This window comes from Spirosoma gilvum (genome assembly GCF_054776815.1).
Genome location: NZ_BAAHBH010000023.1, coordinates 1 through 18,095, shown reverse-complemented (window position 1 = coordinate 18,095; position 18,095 = coordinate 1). Strand labels below are relative to the sequence as shown.

Here is an 18,095-nt window from a genome sequence, read left to right as displayed (position 1 = left end):
GAAGAGCTATTGTTTAGCATCTTTCTTCATCGCTTTCGCTTCTTTCTTCATATCTTTTGCTACATCCGACTTCGCATCGTCGCCTTCTTTTTTTGCATCCTTTTTCATCATCTTGGCGTCATGCTTCATTTTCTTATGCTCCATTTTGGCGTCTTTCTTCACCTCATCCTGCGCATAAGCCGCACCTCTCATCAGCAGAACAGTCAGAGCAGCCATCAGTACTTGCTTCATTCGTCTATCTGGTTTTAGTGATTCATTACACCGATAGAACCGGGTGATTGCTGAAAGGTTGATTAAACTTCTATTAAAGAATGACCTCATAAACAGCCGTGCTGTCACTCTTTGTTTCCTGATTTAGGTGATTTCTTCCGGGCTTTCACCGGCGATGGTCCCGTTCGAACACTGCTACTGGCATCCACTTTCGTAGTTTTATCGGTCGAATTATCGGCCGCCTGCGTCTGGTATTGATCGTTCGTCAATCCGGTTCCGCCAATAGTCCCCTGCGAATCTTTTTTCGAATTTGTCGAAGCCGCATCCGTCGCCGACTCAGTAGTAGCCGGTTTATTCTTCGACCAACGTTTAGGTGGTTTTGGCTGAGCTACGGCCGTTCCGGTTAGCAGTAGAGCCACAGCTAAGGTTGCAAGTGTGTGTATCATAGGTATGTCTCGTTTTAACGTGAGTAATACCTATAACAACTCGCTATTGGCTAATGAGTTTTATCAGCACGGCAGAAACTCTATAAAATCCCAAACCTACACCGCTACCTTAAATTCTGACGTCAGGTGGAATTGAATGTCGGGGTTATTCTGCTGGTTCATTCGCAGCATCCAGTCCGATTCCGCCAGGAAGACCGCATTTCGATCTTTATCATAGGCAATCTGATTCCCTTTCAACCGGATAAATTCAGCCAGCTTAGCCGGATTTTCGGAGGTAATCCAGCAGGCCTTGGTGTAGTTCAGCGGTACCCAGCGGCATTTGGCACCATATTCATTCTCCAGCCGGTATTGAATCACTTCAAACTGAAGTTCACCAACCGTACCGACAATTTTCCGATTACCTAAATCCAGCGTAAACAATTGGGCAACACCCTCATCGGTCAACTGCTGAATACCTTTGTCCAATTGCTTCGACTTCATTGGGTCGAGATTGACCAGTTCCTTGAAGATTTCGGGCGAAAAGCTGGGAATACCCTGAAACTGTAACTCTTCGCCTTCAGTCAGTGTATCGCCGATTTTAAATGTACCGGTATCATACAAGCCCACTACATCGCCCGGAAATCCTTCTTCGACCACACTCTTGCTATCGGCCATAAAACTGAATGGGCTGGCAAATCGCACATTTTTATCGAGCCGGGTATGATGGTAGAACTTATTCCGTTCAAATACACCCGAACAGATGCGTAGAAAGGCGATTCGGTCGCGGTGACGTGGATCGAGGTTGGCGTGAATTTTAAAGACAAATCCACTAAACGCTTTTTCGCCGGGCTGAACTTCCCGCTTATCGGTTGGGCGAGCAATCGGTTCGGGCGAAATGTCGCAGAAGCCTTCCAGCAACTCCTTCACCCCGAAATTGTTAACGGCCGATCCAAAGAATACTGGGGCCAGTTTTCCATCCAGATACGCCTGCCGATCGAACGGATCATACACCCCTTCGATCAGTTCAACATCCTCCCGAAGTTGGGCGGCATCGCGTTCGCCAACTTTTATATCGAGCAGACTATCTTCCAGCTCAATCGGCAGTACATCGTCTTCAACTTTCGTTTTATTGACTTTAAAAAAATATAACTTTTTCTCGATCAGGCTATACACGCCCTTAAAATCCGATCCCATATTGACCGGCCAGGTCATGGGGCGAACCCGGATGTTCAGCTTATCTTCCAGCTCATCCAACAGATCGAATGGATTACGGCCTTCGCGGTCTAGTTTGTTAATGAAAATGATCACCGGCGTGTCGCGCATCCGGCAAACTTCCATGAGCCGCTCGGTTTGTTCCTCTACGCCTTTCACGCAGTCGATCACCAGAATGACACTATCGACGGCCGTCAGGGTCCGGTAGGTATCTTCCGCAAAATCTTTGTGACCAGGCGTATCGAGAATATTGATTTTCAGGTTATCGTACTCAAAGGTCATCACCGAAGTAGCTACGGAAATACCGCGTTGCTTCTCGATTTCCATAAAGTCCGACGTAGCCGTCTTTTTGATTTTGTTGGATTTGACCGCCCCAGCCGTTTGAATGGCTCCCCCAAAAAGCAGCAGTTTTTCGGTCAGTGTGGTTTTCCCGGCATCCGGGTGACTAATGATGGCGAACGTCCGCCGACGAGCGGTTTCAGCCTGTATATTCGTTTGCATTATTCTCAGAATCAGAGGGCAAAGTTACGAAGAGAATGATGAATTATGAATGATAAATGATGATTGCTACTTCTTGTAATCATCATTTATCATTCATAATTCATCATTCTAAACAAACGCCCACAATAAAAGTGCCCAACCAGCTATCATGGCCAATCCGCCTAAAGGAGTAATGGCACCTAACCACGTAATACCAGTGAAGCATAGCACATATAAGGACCCAGAGAAAATGATAACCCCGCCTAAAAAGGAGTATCCGGCCCAGTTTAGCAGTTTCACGATCGAAGGGTTGCTGCCAAATGTATGCATCAGCAATCCTACCAGTACTAAGGCTAGGGCATGATAGAATTGGTATTTAACGGCGGTTTCAAACGTGGCTGTCCGGCCCGACGCTTCCAGCATTGTCCGCAAAGCATGTGCTCCAAACGCACCCAGCGCAACGCCCAACAACCCTAACAGGGCACCTGATTGAAGGAAAAATTTCATATTGTCTGAACCGCTTCGGCGGCCCGGCAGGATTTTTATGATTTTACTGATTAGCCTGATTTTGTTCTGACTGCGAATAGACGAACAAAATCAGTGTAATCAAAAAATTACCTAGATCTTACCAGGCTGTTAATGCAGTTCAAGCGCGACTTCCAAAAATTGCACTCCCAACCCGAATCATGGTGCTGCCTTCTTCCAAAGCAATCCGATAGTCCCCACTCATACCCATCGAGAGTTCGCGAAACCGTACGAAGGGGTGCTCGATCTGGGCCAATCGGTCAAACAATTGTTTCAGTCCCCGAAACTCCTGACGAATCTGTGCCTCATCGTCGGTATTCGTGGCTAGTCCCATCAGGCCAATCAGGCGAATATTCGATAGCATATCCAATTCCGGGGCTTTGAGTAAGGCTTCTGCTTCGTCGGGCGAAAGGCCAAATTTGGTTTCTTCGTCAGCGATGTAAATCTGTAACAGACAGTTGATAATCCGGTTGTGTTTGGTGGCCTGTTTGTTCACCTCCTGTAGGAGTTTCAGGCTGTCGATCGAGTGAATCAACGCAACAAACGGAGCTATGTATTTAACCTTATTGCTTTGCAAATGCCCGATCAGATGCCATTCAATATCGGCGGGCAACTGCGGTTGCTTCTCCACCATCTCCTGCACTTTATTTTCACCAAATCGATGGCAACCGGCAACGTAGGCTTCCCTCAGCAGGGCTACTGGCTTAGTTTTTGTGACGGCAATTAATTTAGCATTGTCCGGCAATGAACCCTCAATCTGATGAATGGCTTCGGCAATCATAGGTGCTTATTTTATGACCTTCTACGAATCGTTTAGTATTATTGTGCAAAACAAGACAATAAACCACCTTCCGGGCTAGTTTTGGTAAGGATTTTAACCATAACTTGATCATTTAACCCATATTCCATGGAACCCAGACCCCAACCACGAAATAATAGTCGTAGTTACTTACTGGTCGCATTGCTCGTACTGGCGGCTCTTAACGTACTGCTTTTGTATTTCTATTATCAGGAACGGCAGGATAATAAAACCAAAGATGCTACGATTGCCGCTAAAACGGAAGAAGTCCTGATCGCAAAAACAAAGCTTGACTCAATTTCAGCTCAGTTGGACGCTAAAATCGCAGAGATTCAACAGCTTGGCGGTAATATCGATTCCTTAATGAAAGTGAAAGCCCAATTGGAAGTCGATAAAAAAGAACTACGGAATGTTGGCTCCTTCGATAGCAAAAAATACGACCAGAAGATACGAAATTATCAGGTATTGCTGGCCCAGAAAGACCAGGAAATTGCTCGTCTGAAGGAAGAAAATGGCGTTCTGACCCAACAGAATGCCACCCTTGCCGAGGAGAACACGGGACTTAAAGCCGAACGGCAAACCCTAAGCGATTCTGTCGTAGCAGTGTCGACCAAAAATCAGGAATTGGCTGAAAAAGTGACCATAGCGGCTGCACTACGAGCCGAAACTATTTCGGTAGACGCTATCAACAAGCGTGGTAAGGAGAAAGATGGTGGCACCTACAAAGCCAAACGAATCGATAAAATAAAAGTATCGGTTCGCCTGGCTCCTAACGGACTGGCCAAGCAGGAAGAAAAAGAACTGTACATGCGAATTCTGGACCCTAATGGCGCTGTCATTTCGGACCTGGCTACTGGTTCCGGCGAATTCACCTATGGTGGTCAGGGCATGATCTACACCGCCATGCAGCGGTTCAATTTCGACAACAGCCGCCAAACAGTAGATTTCATCTTCGGGCGGGGTGCCCAACGCTTCAACGAAGGAAAACACGTCATCGAAATCTACTGCGAAGGCTTCCGTATTGGTGAAGGCGAGTTTACGGTGAAATAGCAAAGGGCAAGGGGGATTGGGCATAGGGTGAAAGATTGTTTTCACCCTATGCCCAATCCCCCTTGCCCTTTGCTATTTTTTTTCATATCTTTGCGCCCTCATTTCAACCAATTCAAAAAATGTTTCTGAATAACTACGAAACGGTGTTCATTTTAACTCCCGTTTTATCTGATGCTCAGATGAAGGACACCGTTGACAAGTTCCGGAAAGTGCTCACCGACAACGGTGCGGAACTTGTTCATGAAGACAGCATGGGTCTGCGCAAACTGGCATACCCAATCCAGCACAAGAACACGGGTTACTATCAACTTTTCGAGTTCAAGGCTCCGGGAACCCTCATCGAGAAACTCAACACCGAGTATCTGCGCGATGAACGCGTGATCCGTCACCTGACGATTTCGCTCGACAAGCACGCTGTTGCCTACAACGAAAAGAAGCGCAATGGCTTAGTGGGTAAGAAAAAACAAACCGAAAACGCCTGATAGGTCCCGATCATGAGCTTACAAAACGAATCTGTCTCGAAAACCGAGAACCGCAAAAAGTACGACCGCTTCAAGAAAGCCGGTATCAAATACATCGATTACAAGGATGGTAACTTCCTGCTGAAACTGCTGAACGAACAGGGTAAAATTCTGCCCCGTCGGCTGACCGGCACAAGCCTCAAAAACCAGCGTAAAGTGGCCCAGGCTGTCAAACGCGCTCGTCATTTAGCCATCCTGCCTTACGTAGGCGATTCTTTAAAATAGAGTTTTAGAGTTATAACGTTGTCTGGTAATAAAGTTTGCTGACGCACACTAACCATACAACTATATGACTTGACAACTTGACAACTTTTTCTAAAAATGGACATCATTTTAAAAACTGATATTGCCGGCCTGGGCTACAAAAACGATACCGTTACGGTGAAGCCCGGTTACGGCCGCAACTACCTGATTCCTCAGGGGTATGCAGTGATGGCAACTGAATCGAACAAAAAGATTGTTGCTGAAAACATCCGTCAGGCTGCTCACAAAGCCGAGAAAATCAAGAACGATGCACTGGCGTTAGCAGAAGCTATTGGCGAAACCACCCTCACGATTCCTGCAAAAGCGGGTGAAAGCGGCAAAATCTTCGGTCGGGTAACCAACACGCAGGTAGCTGAAGCCCTTCGTGAAAAAGGCTTCGACATCGACCGGAAGAAAATTACCGTTGACGATGTAAAAACCTTGGGTAGCTATGAAGCGTCACTGGACCTGCATAAAGATGTGAAGCACAAAGTGAAATTCGAAGTCGTTTCGGCCGAATAAGCGCTCACGACTTCAAGCCTAACCGACCCGCCTGTCAGCCGACAAAGCGGGTCGGTTTTTTGTTATATTTGAGTAAAACACCGTTCTAATGGCCACGCTCGATTTAGATCACCTACTAGAAGCACCTAATCTCAAGCTGCTTATGCAACAGGCTGAAGTTGCCCTACGTGAAGAGGAGCAGCAACGGCAGGCTTTTTACAACTGGATTCACGAAGACCATAAGGCCGAGTTTATTAACGGAGCCATCATCATGCAGTCGCCTGCTAAAGAGCGCCATTGGGCCGCCGTTGGGAATTTATATAGACTACTTAGTACGTATGTTATTAAACATAGGCTAGGCCGTGTCGCTTCAGAAAAAGCGCTGGTTTCCCTGACACGCAACGATTATGAACCCGACATCTGTTTCTGGACAGCCGCTCGTTCGCAGGATTTTGATAGTGAAATGATGCAGTTCCCTGCGCCGGATTTGGTCGTTGAGGTTCTTTCTAAGAGTACTGAGAAGATTGACCGCGGCATCAAGTTCGAGGATTACGCTGCGCATGGGGTTCGAGAATACTGGATCGTAGATCCGCGCAAGCAACTCATTGAACAGAATAGTCTCGACACGGATTTACAGGCTTTTGCCCTTGACAATACCCACAGAATTGACTATAAAATTGAAAGCATTGTGTTACCAGACTTCCGGATTCCTGTACGTGCGGTGTTTGATGAATCGGCTAGTAACGAAGCGCTTCTAGCCATTCTTACTATCTGATTATCAGTGCATAGCAAAGCAAAAATTCCAATAATAAACGGACCTAAATGGCCCGTTTATTTGTTTAAAAAGTATGAAACTTCATACTGATTTTTCGCCCGAAATCCTCCCCTGCCAGCTTAATTTGTCGAGCCGAATTGTAACCCTGGGCTCCTGTTTTGCAGAGGCTATAGGAAGCCGATTAGCCAATCATAAACTGGCGGTTTTGACCAATCCGTTTGGGACTATTTTTAACCCTGTTTCAATAACCAAACTCCTAACGCTGGCCTTACATGGCAAAGAGCCTGATGCGGATTTGTATGTTGAACGGGATGGTATCTGGTTCCATTATGATTTTCATTCATCTCTCTGGGCGACCAGTCGGGATGAACTCCGAACAAAGCTGATAAACACGCTGACCAACACAGCCGAAGCCATTCGGAAGGCGAACTTCTTGCTACTTACGCTTGGATCAGCAATCGTGTACCGACATATTGAGACTGGAAAGGTGGTTGCCAATTGCCATAAAATGCCGGGGCAGTTTTTCGAAAAATACCTGTACCAGATTGATCACCTCCGCGACGATCTGGCAAGATTGCTGAAACTGCTCCATAGAGCCAGTCCGTCCCTGAAAATCGTTCTGACGGTAAGTCCGGTTCGGCATACGCGCGATACACTGCCGCTTAATAGCGTTAGCAAAGCTACGCTACGCGTCATTGCGCATGAGCTTACGATTTGGAACAACTGGGTGTTTTATTTTCCAGCCTACGAACTGATGATGGACGATCTTCGGGACTATCGGTTTTATGAAGCCGATTTGATCCACCCAAACTCGCAGGCACAGGATTATATTTTTGAAAAGTTTGCCGAAAGTACATTTGATCCTGAGCTTCGGAGCTTTGTTGCCGAATGGGCGCAGGTGAGCAAATCAATGGCCCATCGCCCACTGTACGGCGAAGCGAGTCTGGCACATCAGCAGTTTCTGACAAAATTACTGTCGCAATTAGAAACATTATCGAACCGAATAGACGTCTCGGCGGAACTGGCTGAGGTACGTGGGCGTTTAGAAAAATGTATAATGGATAATGTTCAATGATCAATGGCCCTTATGCCACTGATTTCTTGAATTATGCATTGTACATTATTCATTATACATTTTCCGGAATGTCCGATTACCGATTATCACAAGAAGCCGTTCTGCGGGCGCTCAGTACCGTTGAAGAACCTGATTTAAAGCGCGATATTGTTTCGCTTAACATGGTCCGCGATGTAACGCTTGGCATTGGCTCCGTTCGTTTTACTGTCGTATTGACCACACCTGCCTGCCCACTGAAGGAAGTGATCCGAAAACGTTGCGAAGACGCCATTCATACACATATTGGAGCCGATATACAGGTAACAGTCGATATGACGTCCAACGTGACCTCAACCCGAAATAATGCTCCTACCCTGCCGGGTGTAAAAAACATCATCGCCGTTTCATCGGGCAAGGGGGGTGTAGGTAAATCAACGGTCACGGCCAACCTGGCGATTGCGCTGCATAAATCCGGGGCAAAAGTTGGGATTATCGACGCCGATATTTACGGTCCCTCGATGCCTACGATGTTTGGGGCTGAGAACATTCAGCCGCGTATTTTTCAGGTAGACGGGCAGACGAAAATGGAGCCCGTGCAGCAATTTGGCATCAAAATGTTGTCGATGGGCTTTCTGGTTGATCCCAACCAGGCCATTATCTGGCGCGGAACGATGGCCGGACGAGCTTTACAACAATTCTTTTCTGATGCCGACTGGGGCGAATTAGATTATCTTCTGATCGATATGCCTCCAGGAACGGGGGACATTCACCTGACGCTGGTTCAAACGGTGCCAGTAACCGGAGCCATCATCGTAACGACCCCGCAGAAGGTAGCGCTGGCCGATGCGACCAAAGGCCTTGCCATGTTCCGTCAACCACAGATCAATGTGCCGGTGTTGGGCGTGATTGAGAACATGTCTTACTTTACCCCTGCCGAATTACCTGACCACCAATACTATATCTTTGGAAAAGGGGGTGGCGAATACCTGGCCAACCAGTTCAGCGTTCCACTGCTTGGTCAGATTCCGCTGGTGCAGAGTATCCGGGAAGCTGGCGATGAAGGTCGTCCTGCCATCAGCGTTGGCGAGCCAATTGCCAGTGAAGCCTTCCGGGCAACGGCCGAAGCGGTAGCCCAACAGGTAGCCATCCGCAATGCATCCCTCGACCGTACCGAACGGGTACAGGTTGCATAAATCGCATAGAACGTATAAATTTACCGTAAATCAACTTTTTAATGGAAACGGTAGTTACCAACGACGAACTGATTACGAAAATAGAACGCGCCCTCGACAGCATGCGCCCGTATCTGGCTGCTGATGGCGGTAATGTGAAAGTACTGGAAGTTACCGACGACAAAACCGTCCGGCTCGAATTGATAGGCTCATGTGGCTCATGTCCTATGTCGGCTATGACCTTTAAGGGCGGCTTAGAAGAAGCTATCCTACGAGCAGTACCCGAAATCACCAAAGTCGAAGCTGTCAACATTACCCCTGCGTTTTAAACGAGTCTGGCTATGTTACCGGATGTTATCTCAATAAATCCAAAAGTTATGGGAGGAATACCCGTGTTTAAAGGAACACGGGTGCCTGTCCAATCCTTGTTCGACCATTTAGAACTAGGAATATCAGTAGATGATTTTTTAGATGACTTCCCAACTGTATCAAAAGAGCAGGTCATTGCTACATTGAAAATAGCGGAACGCTTACTAACGGCACACAACCTCAATAGTATATATGAGGCTATTGCTTGACGAGAACGTACCCAAGAAACTCAGGCAAGATTTAGCTGACCACGATGTATATACAATTCGAGAATTAAGGCGAGACGGGAATGAAGATGAAGATGTACTTCAACTATTAATTGACTTCAATTTCGATGCCTTAGTTACGTGTGACAAAAATCTTAGGTTTCAGCAAAATCTTGTTAAGTACCCAACTCCAATAATTGTATTGGATACCTATACGAATGCTTATCCTATTTTAAAATTGACCGTTCCACTATTGCTTGATTTGTTACAACAGCCGTTAGCCCCAGGCGCAACAGTCCTTAAACCTTCTCGTAATTAAGTTTAGACGCCCAAACAGGCGTTTTTTTTGTTTCTTTGCAACCGTAAAATCTCATCAATTCAGTGAAAGTAGGCATTTTTTTCGGTGGTCCGGCGCGGGAGCGGGAGATATCGTTTGCGGGTGGCCGCACAGCGTTAGCGAATTTAGATAAAGGCTTGTTCGAGCCGGTTCTTATTTTTGTCGATGGGCAAGGACGGTTTCGGCCGGTTTCGCCTGAATTTTTACAAGCCCCTTCATTACGGGATGCGCTGCCTCAGGATGATTCTGGCTTTTCGGTGTATGATGAATCACTAAGCCCAGATGCGCTAGATGCTACCTTACCTGAAATCCGTCCTGAACAGTTCCGTGAGCATTTCGATATGGCCTTTCTGGCTATGCATGGCCCAAACTGTGAAGATGGTGCTATACAAGGGTTGCTGGAATGGTACAAAATGCCCTATACAGGTCCTGGCCTAGTGGGATCGGCTGTGGGTATCAATAAAATCCTGCAAAATGAATTGATCGCACTCGCCAATGGTCAACAAAAGAAAACGGCAACCATTAGCCGCGATGCGTATGAACAGACCGACAAAGCGCAGTTTTTTCAATCGCTCACCGAACATTTAGGACTACCCATCGTAGTCAAAGCTCCGCACCAAGGCTCTTCTATCGGGGTAGCCATTGTACGGGAAGCCGATCTGGAGCAGTTTTGCCGAGCTGTGGAGCAATGCTTTTTCACCATGACCATCCAGCCCGACGGTTGGAGCAAGCTAAGCGAATGGGGCAATTTATCGGCGGATGAAAAACAGGAGCAGGCCCAGAAAATGGTGAGTCTGGACTCGGGCATTAGTTTCCCGGTGGTCGTTGAACAAACCGGCGACGTGATTAAACATCCCAAAGACTTCATCCAAAAATTTGATAGTCTTCAAAATGGCCCTTCGATTAGTCTGGCATCGCTGAATGCTGAAGATGAAGTGCTTTTTGAGGAATTTATTACCGGGCAGGAATTTTCCTGTGGCGTAATACAGGACGATGACCAGGTTGCCATAGCCTTACCACCGACCGAAATCTATAATGTCACGAGTTTTGACTTTGAGTCGAAATACAAACTCAATACCACCAAAAAGCGGATTCCGGTTGAGACAAGTTTAGAAAATAACCGCAAGATACAACTGAACGTTGAACAGGTATTTACCCGGCTAGGTATCAATGTTTATGCACGGATTGACGGCTTTCTGACTCCTGCCGGTGATGTACTGCTACATGATCCCAATACTATTCCGGGCATGTCGCCTTCGTCGCTGATATTTAAGCAGATGGCTGAGATTGGCCTTAACCTGGCCGATTCGCTGACCTACCTCATCCGCCAATCCCTACGCGAACGCATTCGCACTGGCAAAGATACCTTCCATCTAAAGGGTTTACTGGCCAGTCTGGATGCTCAGCTAGCCAGCCGAAAGGCAAACCCACTGCCCGAACGGGTGATTTCGTTTGGCACTAGTGATGAGCAGTTTGTGGCAGCCAAACAGCAGTATAATGAACTAGCCGCTTCGGGTACGGTTCGTCCATCGTTGATGTACATCAAAAGCAAACTGGAAGCACACGAAATACCGGTTAATTTACTCTTTAAAGAAACCATTGCCGAGCTGGAGACTGCCCTCAGTCAACCACGCCATCCGTTGTTAATTGAAACCACTGAACGGACGCGGCATATCACAGAACGGTATATTTAGTAGGTAATTAGACTAGAAAACAAGGGTCTCGAACTTTCGGGACCCTTGTTTTCTAGTCTGATTTAGCAACAAGCTCTCTCCTATTGAATCTGAGGTAGTTTAGCAGGGTCGGTCAAGAGAACAGACGGATCAATACGTATATTATGCCAGCGAACGCCCAGATGCAGGTGCGGGCCCGTTGCACGTCCAGTCGCACCAACTTCGCCTAGCTTCTGACCTTTTTTCACCTGCTCGCCTTTATGAACGGCGAACGATTGGAGGTGAAGATACATGGCAATCAGGCCGTTACCGTGATCAACATACACAGATTTCCCACCAAAGAAATGTTCTCCAACCAACACAACCCGGCCATCCGCTAAACTCAGCGTAGGCTCCCCTGCCGCTATTGGATAATCGACACCCGTATGGCGATTGCGTGGCTTGCCATTGAATGTCCGAAAAGCACCGAAATTATTTTCCGCTTTCGGAAGTGGGTTGGCCGGTGCGCCAAGTGGCAAATCGAAGGTTGCTTTTGCATCGGCTCGGCGAAATAAAGGCATCACCTGATTTTGTTCACGTCGCACGCGGGCAATGTTTTTAGGCGATACATCGACATATTCAAGCTTCGGAAAATCTTTAAAATCCTCGTGAATAAACTCCCGTTTCACAACTTCAACTGTGCCCGACTGCCGCCGTCCTTGCTTATTCCAACTATAAACCCGGTAATTACCGATGGATTTCGCCATATCAATCGGGAAATAACAACTGCCATTTAGCGCTTTCCAGCTTTTTGAGCCCATGGAACATCGCGTACAAGTTGATGCCCAACGCACCATGCCCCCTTGTTCAACTTTCACCGAAGCACGTTGTGGCTCAACTGCCATGGGAACCGTTGAAAATGCAGACAACAGACCTAAACACCCTACTAGAGCAATCTGATAAATAGTCTTTTCCATAGTGAATGTACATTTATATTTTGCTAAATGTACATTCTTTTTTACAAATCGCTGACTAACTAGCTAAACACGGTCTGTAAGCTTTCCCTCAGTTGCATATATTTGCCCTTTATAACATAACTGGCTGACCGGTTCGTACGGATTCATCGCAGGCGAAGGCAATTTGCAGGCTATTGACCGCGTCCTGCATATGGTCGGTCAGGTCTAGGTTTTCCTGAATAGCTCTCAGAAAATAACGCTGCTCCCGATTGCATAACTCCTGGTGATCGGGCTCATCCTGCATGTCGATCCAGGTATCGGCTTCTACAAATTGATCCTCCGAATTGAGTTTAGCCCGATGTACGCGTAGTGATTCTGTTTTCGTATGGGAATCTACATTATCCGACTTGCCAGTTGCTCCAGCATTTTTGGCCACAATCGATACGCAACCGTCCGGCCCGATTACGTCTTTCACAAAAAAGGCAGTTTCACTCATCATAGGCCCCCAACCGGCTTCGTACCAACCAACCGAACCATCTTCAAACCGAATCTGTAACTGACCGTAGTTGTAATTATTGGTCGGAATATCGTTGGTAAGCCTGGCGCCTATCGCGTTGACCTGCAACGGTTTTGACCGTGTCATCTGGCACATCACATCAATATAATGCACCCCGCAATCGACAATCGGACTTAAGCTTTTCATCAAATTCCGGTGTACCGTCCACATCGTTCCATGGCTCTGTTGATTGAGGTTCATCCGCATCACCAGTGGCTTTCCTAGCTGCTGAGCAATTTCAACAAACTTTTCCCAGGAAGGATGATGGCGTAAAATGTAGCCAACCACTAATTTTTTATCGGCATTCTGTGCGGCTTCCATCACGCGTTTTGCCCCGTCAACCGTATCGGCAATAGGTTTTTCCATAAATACATGGCATCCCTGCCCGAACGCCATCAGCGCAAATTGTTCATGCGTGTCAGGATAGGTCGAAATGCAAACGGCATCGGGTTTTGTGGCCTCCAGTGCGGTTTTATAATCATCAAAGAGGGTATATCCACCACCCAGACGTTCGTTCAGAACAATCTTACTGTTACCGGTAGATACGATACCACAAATCTCAAATCCACCGATGGTTTTATAAGCGATGGCATGCGATGCGCCCATGTTGCCACATCCGACAACGAGCACCCGTAGGGGATTAGTACTATTTGACATACTGAAGGAAAATCAATTTTGAATCAAGTCAGAAGCAACAAAAATAGCTTACCATTTTCACTTTATCCCGCTTTATGGCTAGCATATCATCAGCTACGTTTCAATCCGTACGTTTGATCTCCACACGCGTAATACCTGCTCTACTTTCGTCCGTAAGTGAACGACGTTTGTCCACATACGGACAACAAGAAGCTATAGCAATAAACTCAAACCATTGACTATCAATATATTAACTAATTGGCATGTCCTTTGGACCAAAGTGATTGACTAGTAAACAATCATTTTCTAAAATACTAAACACAATACAGCCATGTTAACACTAATGAGCAAAGTTGTCGCTTCCATTTTGGTAAGTGCCTCTACCTTAACCAACCCAACTACGCCTAAAGGGCTTTCATTTGATGCCAGTGCCTTTGTGACCGCCAATAATCAAATCCGGGTGGCGGTAAATAAGAATAGCGAAAAACCAGTTTTGATTATGCTGCGAAACAAAAGCAATGAAGTATTGTTCCGTCGGAGTATTAGCAAAAATGAATCCGTCTACGCCGTAAAATTGAATGTCGATAATCTGGTCGATGGTACGTATGAATTAGAATTCAAATCCGATGAAGGCAGTATCGTTAAACAAATTACCTTAGGGCCAGCACCTGTTCAAAAGATAACACGTATTGTCGCCATGCAGTAAGTATAAACTAGTGTGTTATAACAAAGCCCAGATTTGCATCTGGGCTTTGTTATTTCTAACGGATTCAGGTTTAATCTAACTAGGAAACCTGAACGTTTACTTCGTAATAATCGATCATTGGCGGACCAGCGAAGTAATTACTCATTTGCTTGATAACACCCTGCAAAAAGCCATTTGTTTCGGCCGCCTGTCGATTGGCTTCGGTATCCCAGAGGGTGACCATCAAGCCCTTATTCGTCTCTGGATTACTAAGCATCCGGCTACTTTTAAAACCTTCATGCTTTTGTAAAGCTGGGGCAACCGTCTCCTCAAAATACGTAACGGCCTCAGTAATACTTTCGGGTTTAAAAGGGAATTGGATAACGCGTGCGTACATTCGTTAATCAGTTAAACGTGAGTGATTTATTTATTGAGTAATTATGAAAATGCTTAAAATGCAAGCTGTAACTTATAGTAAGTCCGCTCCGACTTTTCACAAAGTGGAATAAATTGCTGATAGAAGTCTTTCCAATCTGCTTCATGGGTTAGCCGACACTGCGAGGGTTCGGCTTCGGCAAACGTTTCGTAGGATAATTCAAGTATGATCGTATAGCCACTTCCCGAAACATCGGTTAACAGGCGGGCAAAGATTTTATTATTTCGCTCATGGACGCGCTGTAAATACGCTTTCCACATATCGACAGCAGGTCTCGCACTGCCAAACTTCAAATAGAATACATTCCGTTCGACGTACATGGCTTCGGCTTGTTAACGAATGGATAATGTAGAATGATTAATGAATAATGGGTTTATTAGCGTTATTCATTAATCATTCTACATTATCCATTCTCTGTTACGAGACGCCTTTGAATTCGTCCTGTTCTATAAAGGGCTGACTACGTAGCCGTTTACCAGTGGCTTTGAAGATTGCATTGGCAACGGCGGCTCCGGCAGGAGGCAACGAGGGCTCACCAAGGCCGGTAGGTTCAATTTCGTTTTGTACAAAATGTACTTCAACCTCAGGGATCTCAGCCAGCCGAATCAGTCGATACTCGTTAAAATTTTTCTGCTGTGGGATGCCATCTTTAAAGGAAATGTTTCCATACATGGCATGACCAATACCATCGACTACGCATCCACGTACCTGCTGTTGAGAACCACTTTGATTGATGACCACACCACAATCGGCTGCCGAATATACTTTTTGTAAAACCGGTTTACCTTTCTGCATCACCACTTCGCCCACCTGAGCTACATACGACCGGTGCGAAAAATAGACACTGAAGCCTTGGGCAAGTGGTTTCCCATCGGGTCCTTTCTTTTTACCCCATCCCGATTTTTCAGCTGCTAGCTCAATAACCCCTTTCATCCGATCAATATCGTACTTGATCGCACCAACTGGTTTTTGCTTGGCTTTGTCTAACAATTCAAGTCGAAATTGAACCGGGTCTTTTCCGGCTGCCTGAGCAACTTCATCTAAAAATGACTGCTCGGCAAAAGCCAGGAAGTTAGTGATCGGCGCCCGCCATGGCCCTGTGGTGATTGGTGATTTATGGTCGACACTATCGATCAGGAGGTTATCGACCGCCCCCGATGGAAAGTTGTCTTCCCGCGTAGCGTTACCGGCATTGATGCTCACTCCCCGCAATTTATAGCCAGTCATATTGCCCTGGGCATCCAAAGCCGCTTCGAACCGATAGCGAACGGCTGGCCGGTAGCTGCCGCCCGTCATGTCATCTTCCCGCGTCCAGATGAGTTTAACCGGTGCTTTAACCAACTTCGATACCTGTACCGCTTCGAGTACATAATCGGCTTTCAGACGTCGGCCAAAACCGCCCCCCATTCGGGTAAGTTGTACTGTCACCTTATCGGGTGATATACCTAATAATTTAGCGGTTTCGTTACGGGCTAGCTCGGGTGTTTGCGTTGGTCCTACCAGTTCTACCCCATCTGGGCGAACGTGGGCGAAAAAGTTCATTGGTTCCAGCGGGTTGTGTGGCAGGAACGGACACTGGTATTCCGACTTAATCACCTTTGCGGCATTCTTAAACGCCGTTTCCACATCGCCATCCTTCCGTCGAACCGTAGCTTCACCACTATCCAGCATTTCTTTGAATAGCCGGTTATGGTCGGCCGTACTTTCCAGGGCATCGGCTTTTTCCCACTCAATTTTCAGCGCATCTTTAGCCTTTTTAACCTGCCAGGTCGATTTTCCTACAACCGCCACGTTATTATCGAACGTTACTACATCGATAATGCCGGACATAGCTTTTGCCGCACTGGCATCCAGCGACTTCAATTTATAGCCAAAGGCTGGGCGCTGCAACATGGCGAAGACCATGCCTTCCCGGTAGAAATCCAATCCAAAAAGCGGTTTACCCGTGATGATCTTTGGGTTATCAACGTTTTTGACTGTACTACCGATTAATTTAAAATCCTTAATTTCCTTTAGTTTCACATCAGCGGGCACCGTAAGTTGAGCAGCTTCCGTTGCCAATTCGCCATAGCTCAACTGTCGACTACTGGCTTTATGCATTACTAGGCCTTTAGCCGTAGAACACTCCGATACAGGTACGTTCCAGCGTTTAGCAGCAGCTTCCATCAGCATTTGACGAGCCGTTGCCCCAGCCACCCGTAGGCGTTTCCAGGAATGTGGAATCGAACCACTCCCTCCGGCTACCTGTCGCTCAAATTTCTTGGTATCGAGTGGCGCTTGCTCAACAATCACTTTCGTCCAATCGGCATCGAGTTCTTCGGCTACTATAATCGGGAAAGCGGTTTTTATCCCCTGACCCACTTCTGGATTGGGCGATAAAATGGTGATAATACCCTGCGGGTTGATGGACAGATAACTATTTAAATCAGCGCCCGGTACCGCAACGGCTCCAGTCTCAGCTAAGGGAACAGCAGCATCGGCACCCGTCCAGTTAAAGCCTAAAATTAAACCGCCACCTGCAAGCGATGCAATTTTCAGAAAGTTTCTCCGATTGGTATTCGCTATCGTTTGCATGACTATTTCGTTTTGGAGGGTTTAGTACCACTAGATACAGGGTGTTCAGCAGCTACCTTGACAGCCTCCCGAATTCGATGGTATGTACCACACCGACAGAGATTTCCGGTCATGGTTTCATCGATTTCGGACTGGGTTGGTTTCGGATTGCGTTTCAGAAGTGCAGCGGCCGTCATAATCTGGCCGGCCTGACAATAGCCACATTGGGGTACATCGACTTTATCCCAGGCTAATTGAACGGGATGGGTTCCATCTGACGATAATCCCTCAATCGTCGTAACTTTTGACTTACCGATTGCTGAGACTGGTAACACACAGGAGCGGATAGCCTCGCCGTTTAGGTGTACTGTACAGGCACCGCATTGGGCAATTCCACATCCATATTTAGTACCGACTAATCCAAAATGATCGCGAAGCACCCATAAAAGTGGTGTATCAGGATCTACATCAGCCTGATAGTTGCGACCGTTTACGAGTAGTTTGAAGAGAGCCATGAATTTGCTGAATTGACAATAGAGATCGAATGTAAGAAAAGGAACTGATTTTCTATCTCTACTTATTCAGAAGATTTTAAAACAGAAAAGGCCTGTCCGACTGGACAGGCCTCCTGATTTCAAAGGTGGCACCTACCTACTCTCCCGCTTGTGACAGCAGTACCATCGGCAGTACGGGGCTTAACGGCTCTGTTCGGGATGGAAAGAGGTGTTCACCCGCCTTAACA

The 18,095-nt window shown here is 46.7% G+C and carries 23 protein-coding genes and 1 rRNA gene; 12 read left to right on the top strand and 12 right to left on the bottom strand.

The window, feature by feature from the left end; translation table 11 throughout:
* Positions 1–6 precede the first annotated feature (6 nt).
* From ACYVFD_RS34730 to ACYVFD_RS34710, 5 genes are all read right to left on the bottom strand, one after another.
* Positions 7–231, bottom strand: coding sequence for a hypothetical protein (locus ACYVFD_RS34730; RefSeq protein ID WP_461095219.1), 225 nt, complete (start codon positions 229–231; stop codon positions 7–9).
* 104 nt (positions 232–335) lie between these two features.
* The gene (locus ACYVFD_RS34725) at positions 336–656 is read right to left on the bottom strand and encodes a hypothetical protein (RefSeq protein WP_461095218.1); all 321 of its coding nucleotides are present in this window, start codon (positions 654–656) and stop codon (positions 336–338) included.
* 96 nt (positions 657–752) lie between these two features.
* On the bottom strand, positions 753–2,348 hold the full coding sequence (locus ACYVFD_RS34720) for a peptide chain release factor 3 (protein WP_461095217.1): 1,596 nt from the start codon (positions 2,346–2,348) through the stop codon (positions 753–755).
* A gap of 108 nt (positions 2,349–2,456) precedes the next feature.
* Positions 2,457–2,834, bottom strand: a complete 378-nt coding sequence (locus ACYVFD_RS34715) for a DUF423 domain-containing protein (protein WP_461095216.1) — start codon at positions 2,832–2,834, stop codon at positions 2,457–2,459.
* 139 nt (positions 2,835–2,973) lie between these two features.
* Positions 2,974–3,633, bottom strand: coding sequence for a YggS family pyridoxal phosphate-dependent enzyme (locus ACYVFD_RS34710; protein ID WP_461095215.1), 660 nt, complete (start codon positions 3,631–3,633; stop codon positions 2,974–2,976).
* 126 nt (positions 3,634–3,759) lie between these two features.
* Between ACYVFD_RS34710 and ACYVFD_RS34705 the strand changes: the two genes are divergently transcribed.
* The 11 genes from ACYVFD_RS34705 to ACYVFD_RS34655 all read left to right on the top strand — a co-directional run bounded on the left by ACYVFD_RS34705 (position 3,760) and on the right by ACYVFD_RS34655 (position 11,573).
* Positions 3,760–4,701, top strand: a complete 942-nt coding sequence (locus ACYVFD_RS34705; RefSeq protein ID WP_461095214.1) for a hypothetical protein — start codon at positions 3,760–3,762, stop codon at positions 4,699–4,701.
* 119 nt (positions 4,702–4,820) lie between these two features.
* Positions 4,821–5,183, top strand: a complete 363-nt coding sequence (gene rpsF, locus ACYVFD_RS34700; protein ID WP_461095213.1) for a 30S ribosomal protein S6 — start codon at positions 4,821–4,823, stop codon at positions 5,181–5,183.
* Positions 5,184–5,195: 12 nt separating this feature from the next.
* Positions 5,196–5,447 (top strand): 30S ribosomal protein S18, encoded by a 252-nt coding sequence (rpsR, locus tag ACYVFD_RS34695; protein ID WP_012925715.1) that lies wholly within the window; start codon positions 5,196–5,198, stop codon positions 5,445–5,447.
* A 96-nt stretch (positions 5,448–5,543) separates the two neighbouring features.
* Entirely contained in the window at positions 5,544–5,987 is a 444-nt protein-coding gene (gene rplI, locus ACYVFD_RS34690) for a 50S ribosomal protein L9 (protein ID WP_461095212.1), read from the top strand.
* A gap of 88 nt (positions 5,988–6,075) precedes the next feature.
* Complete coding sequence (locus ACYVFD_RS34685; RefSeq protein ID WP_461095211.1) at positions 6,076–6,741, top strand: Uma2 family endonuclease; 666 nt, start codon at positions 6,076–6,078, stop codon at positions 6,739–6,741.
* A gap of 73 nt (positions 6,742–6,814) precedes the next feature.
* Positions 6,815–7,816, top strand: a complete 1,002-nt coding sequence (locus ACYVFD_RS34680; protein WP_461095210.1) for a GSCFA domain-containing protein — start codon at positions 6,815–6,817, stop codon at positions 7,814–7,816.
* A gap of 68 nt (positions 7,817–7,884) precedes the next feature.
* The gene (locus ACYVFD_RS34675) at positions 7,885–8,988 is read left to right on the top strand and encodes an Mrp/NBP35 family ATP-binding protein (RefSeq protein WP_461095209.1); all 1,104 of its coding nucleotides are present in this window, start codon (positions 7,885–7,887) and stop codon (positions 8,986–8,988) included.
* Between the two features lie 41 nt (positions 8,989–9,029).
* Positions 9,030–9,296 (top strand): NifU family protein, encoded by a 267-nt coding sequence (locus tag ACYVFD_RS34670; protein ID WP_080056888.1) that lies wholly within the window; start codon positions 9,030–9,032, stop codon positions 9,294–9,296.
* A 12-nt stretch (positions 9,297–9,308) separates the two neighbouring features.
* A complete protein-coding gene (locus ACYVFD_RS34665) occupies positions 9,309–9,545 on the top strand; it encodes a DUF433 domain-containing protein (RefSeq protein ID WP_461095208.1) in 237 nt (78 codons plus the stop codon).
* A complete protein-coding gene (locus ACYVFD_RS34660) occupies positions 9,529–9,861 on the top strand; it encodes a DUF5615 family PIN-like protein (protein WP_461095207.1) in 333 nt (110 codons plus the stop codon). Before ACYVFD_RS34665 ends, ACYVFD_RS34660 begins: the two co-directional genes overlap by 17 nt.
* 62 nt (positions 9,862–9,923) lie before the next feature.
* Positions 9,924–11,573 carry a D-alanine--D-alanine ligase family protein gene (locus tag ACYVFD_RS34655; RefSeq protein WP_461095206.1) on the top strand — a complete coding sequence of 550 codons (1,650 nt, stop codon included), beginning with the start codon at positions 9,924–9,926 and terminating at the stop codon, positions 11,571–11,573.
* Positions 11,574–11,653: 80 nt separating this feature from the next.
* Here the strand turns inward: ACYVFD_RS34655 and ACYVFD_RS34650 are convergent, their stop codons facing one another.
* Positions 11,654–12,508, bottom strand: coding sequence for a M23 family metallopeptidase (locus ACYVFD_RS34650; RefSeq protein ID WP_461095205.1), 855 nt, complete (start codon positions 12,506–12,508; stop codon positions 11,654–11,656).
* A gap of 109 nt (positions 12,509–12,617) precedes the next feature.
* Positions 12,618–13,700, bottom strand: coding sequence for a Gfo/Idh/MocA family protein (locus tag ACYVFD_RS34645; protein WP_461095204.1), 1,083 nt, complete (start codon positions 13,698–13,700; stop codon positions 12,618–12,620).
* Between the two features lie 310 nt (positions 13,701–14,010).
* On the opposite strand from ACYVFD_RS34645, the gene ACYVFD_RS34640 reads away from it, so the two are divergent.
* On the top strand, positions 14,011–14,385 hold the full coding sequence (locus ACYVFD_RS34640) for a hypothetical protein (protein WP_461095203.1): 375 nt from the start codon (positions 14,011–14,013) through the stop codon (positions 14,383–14,385).
* A gap of 79 nt (positions 14,386–14,464) precedes the next feature.
* On the opposite strand, the gene ACYVFD_RS34635 is transcribed toward ACYVFD_RS34640, so the two are convergent.
* The 5 genes from ACYVFD_RS34635 to rrf form a co-directional block, all read right to left on the bottom strand.
* Entirely contained in the window at positions 14,465–14,761 is a 297-nt protein-coding gene (locus ACYVFD_RS34635; protein WP_461095202.1) for an antibiotic biosynthesis monooxygenase family protein, read from the bottom strand.
* A gap of 53 nt (positions 14,762–14,814) precedes the next feature.
* Entirely contained in the window at positions 14,815–15,120 is a 306-nt protein-coding gene (locus tag ACYVFD_RS34630; protein WP_461095201.1) for a hypothetical protein, read from the bottom strand.
* 97 nt (positions 15,121–15,217) lie between these two features.
* A complete protein-coding gene (locus ACYVFD_RS34625) occupies positions 15,218–17,374 on the bottom strand; it encodes a xanthine dehydrogenase family protein molybdopterin-binding subunit (protein WP_461095200.1) in 2,157 nt (718 codons plus the stop codon).
* A 2-nt stretch (positions 17,375–17,376) separates the two neighbouring features.
* The gene (locus ACYVFD_RS34620) at positions 17,377–17,868 is read right to left on the bottom strand and encodes a (2Fe-2S)-binding protein (protein ID WP_461095199.1); all 492 of its coding nucleotides are present in this window, start codon (positions 17,866–17,868) and stop codon (positions 17,377–17,379) included.
* A gap of 123 nt (positions 17,869–17,991) precedes the next feature.
* Positions 17,992–18,095: ribosomal RNA gene (gene rrf, locus ACYVFD_RS34615) — 5S ribosomal RNA — on the bottom strand; the annotation flags it as partial.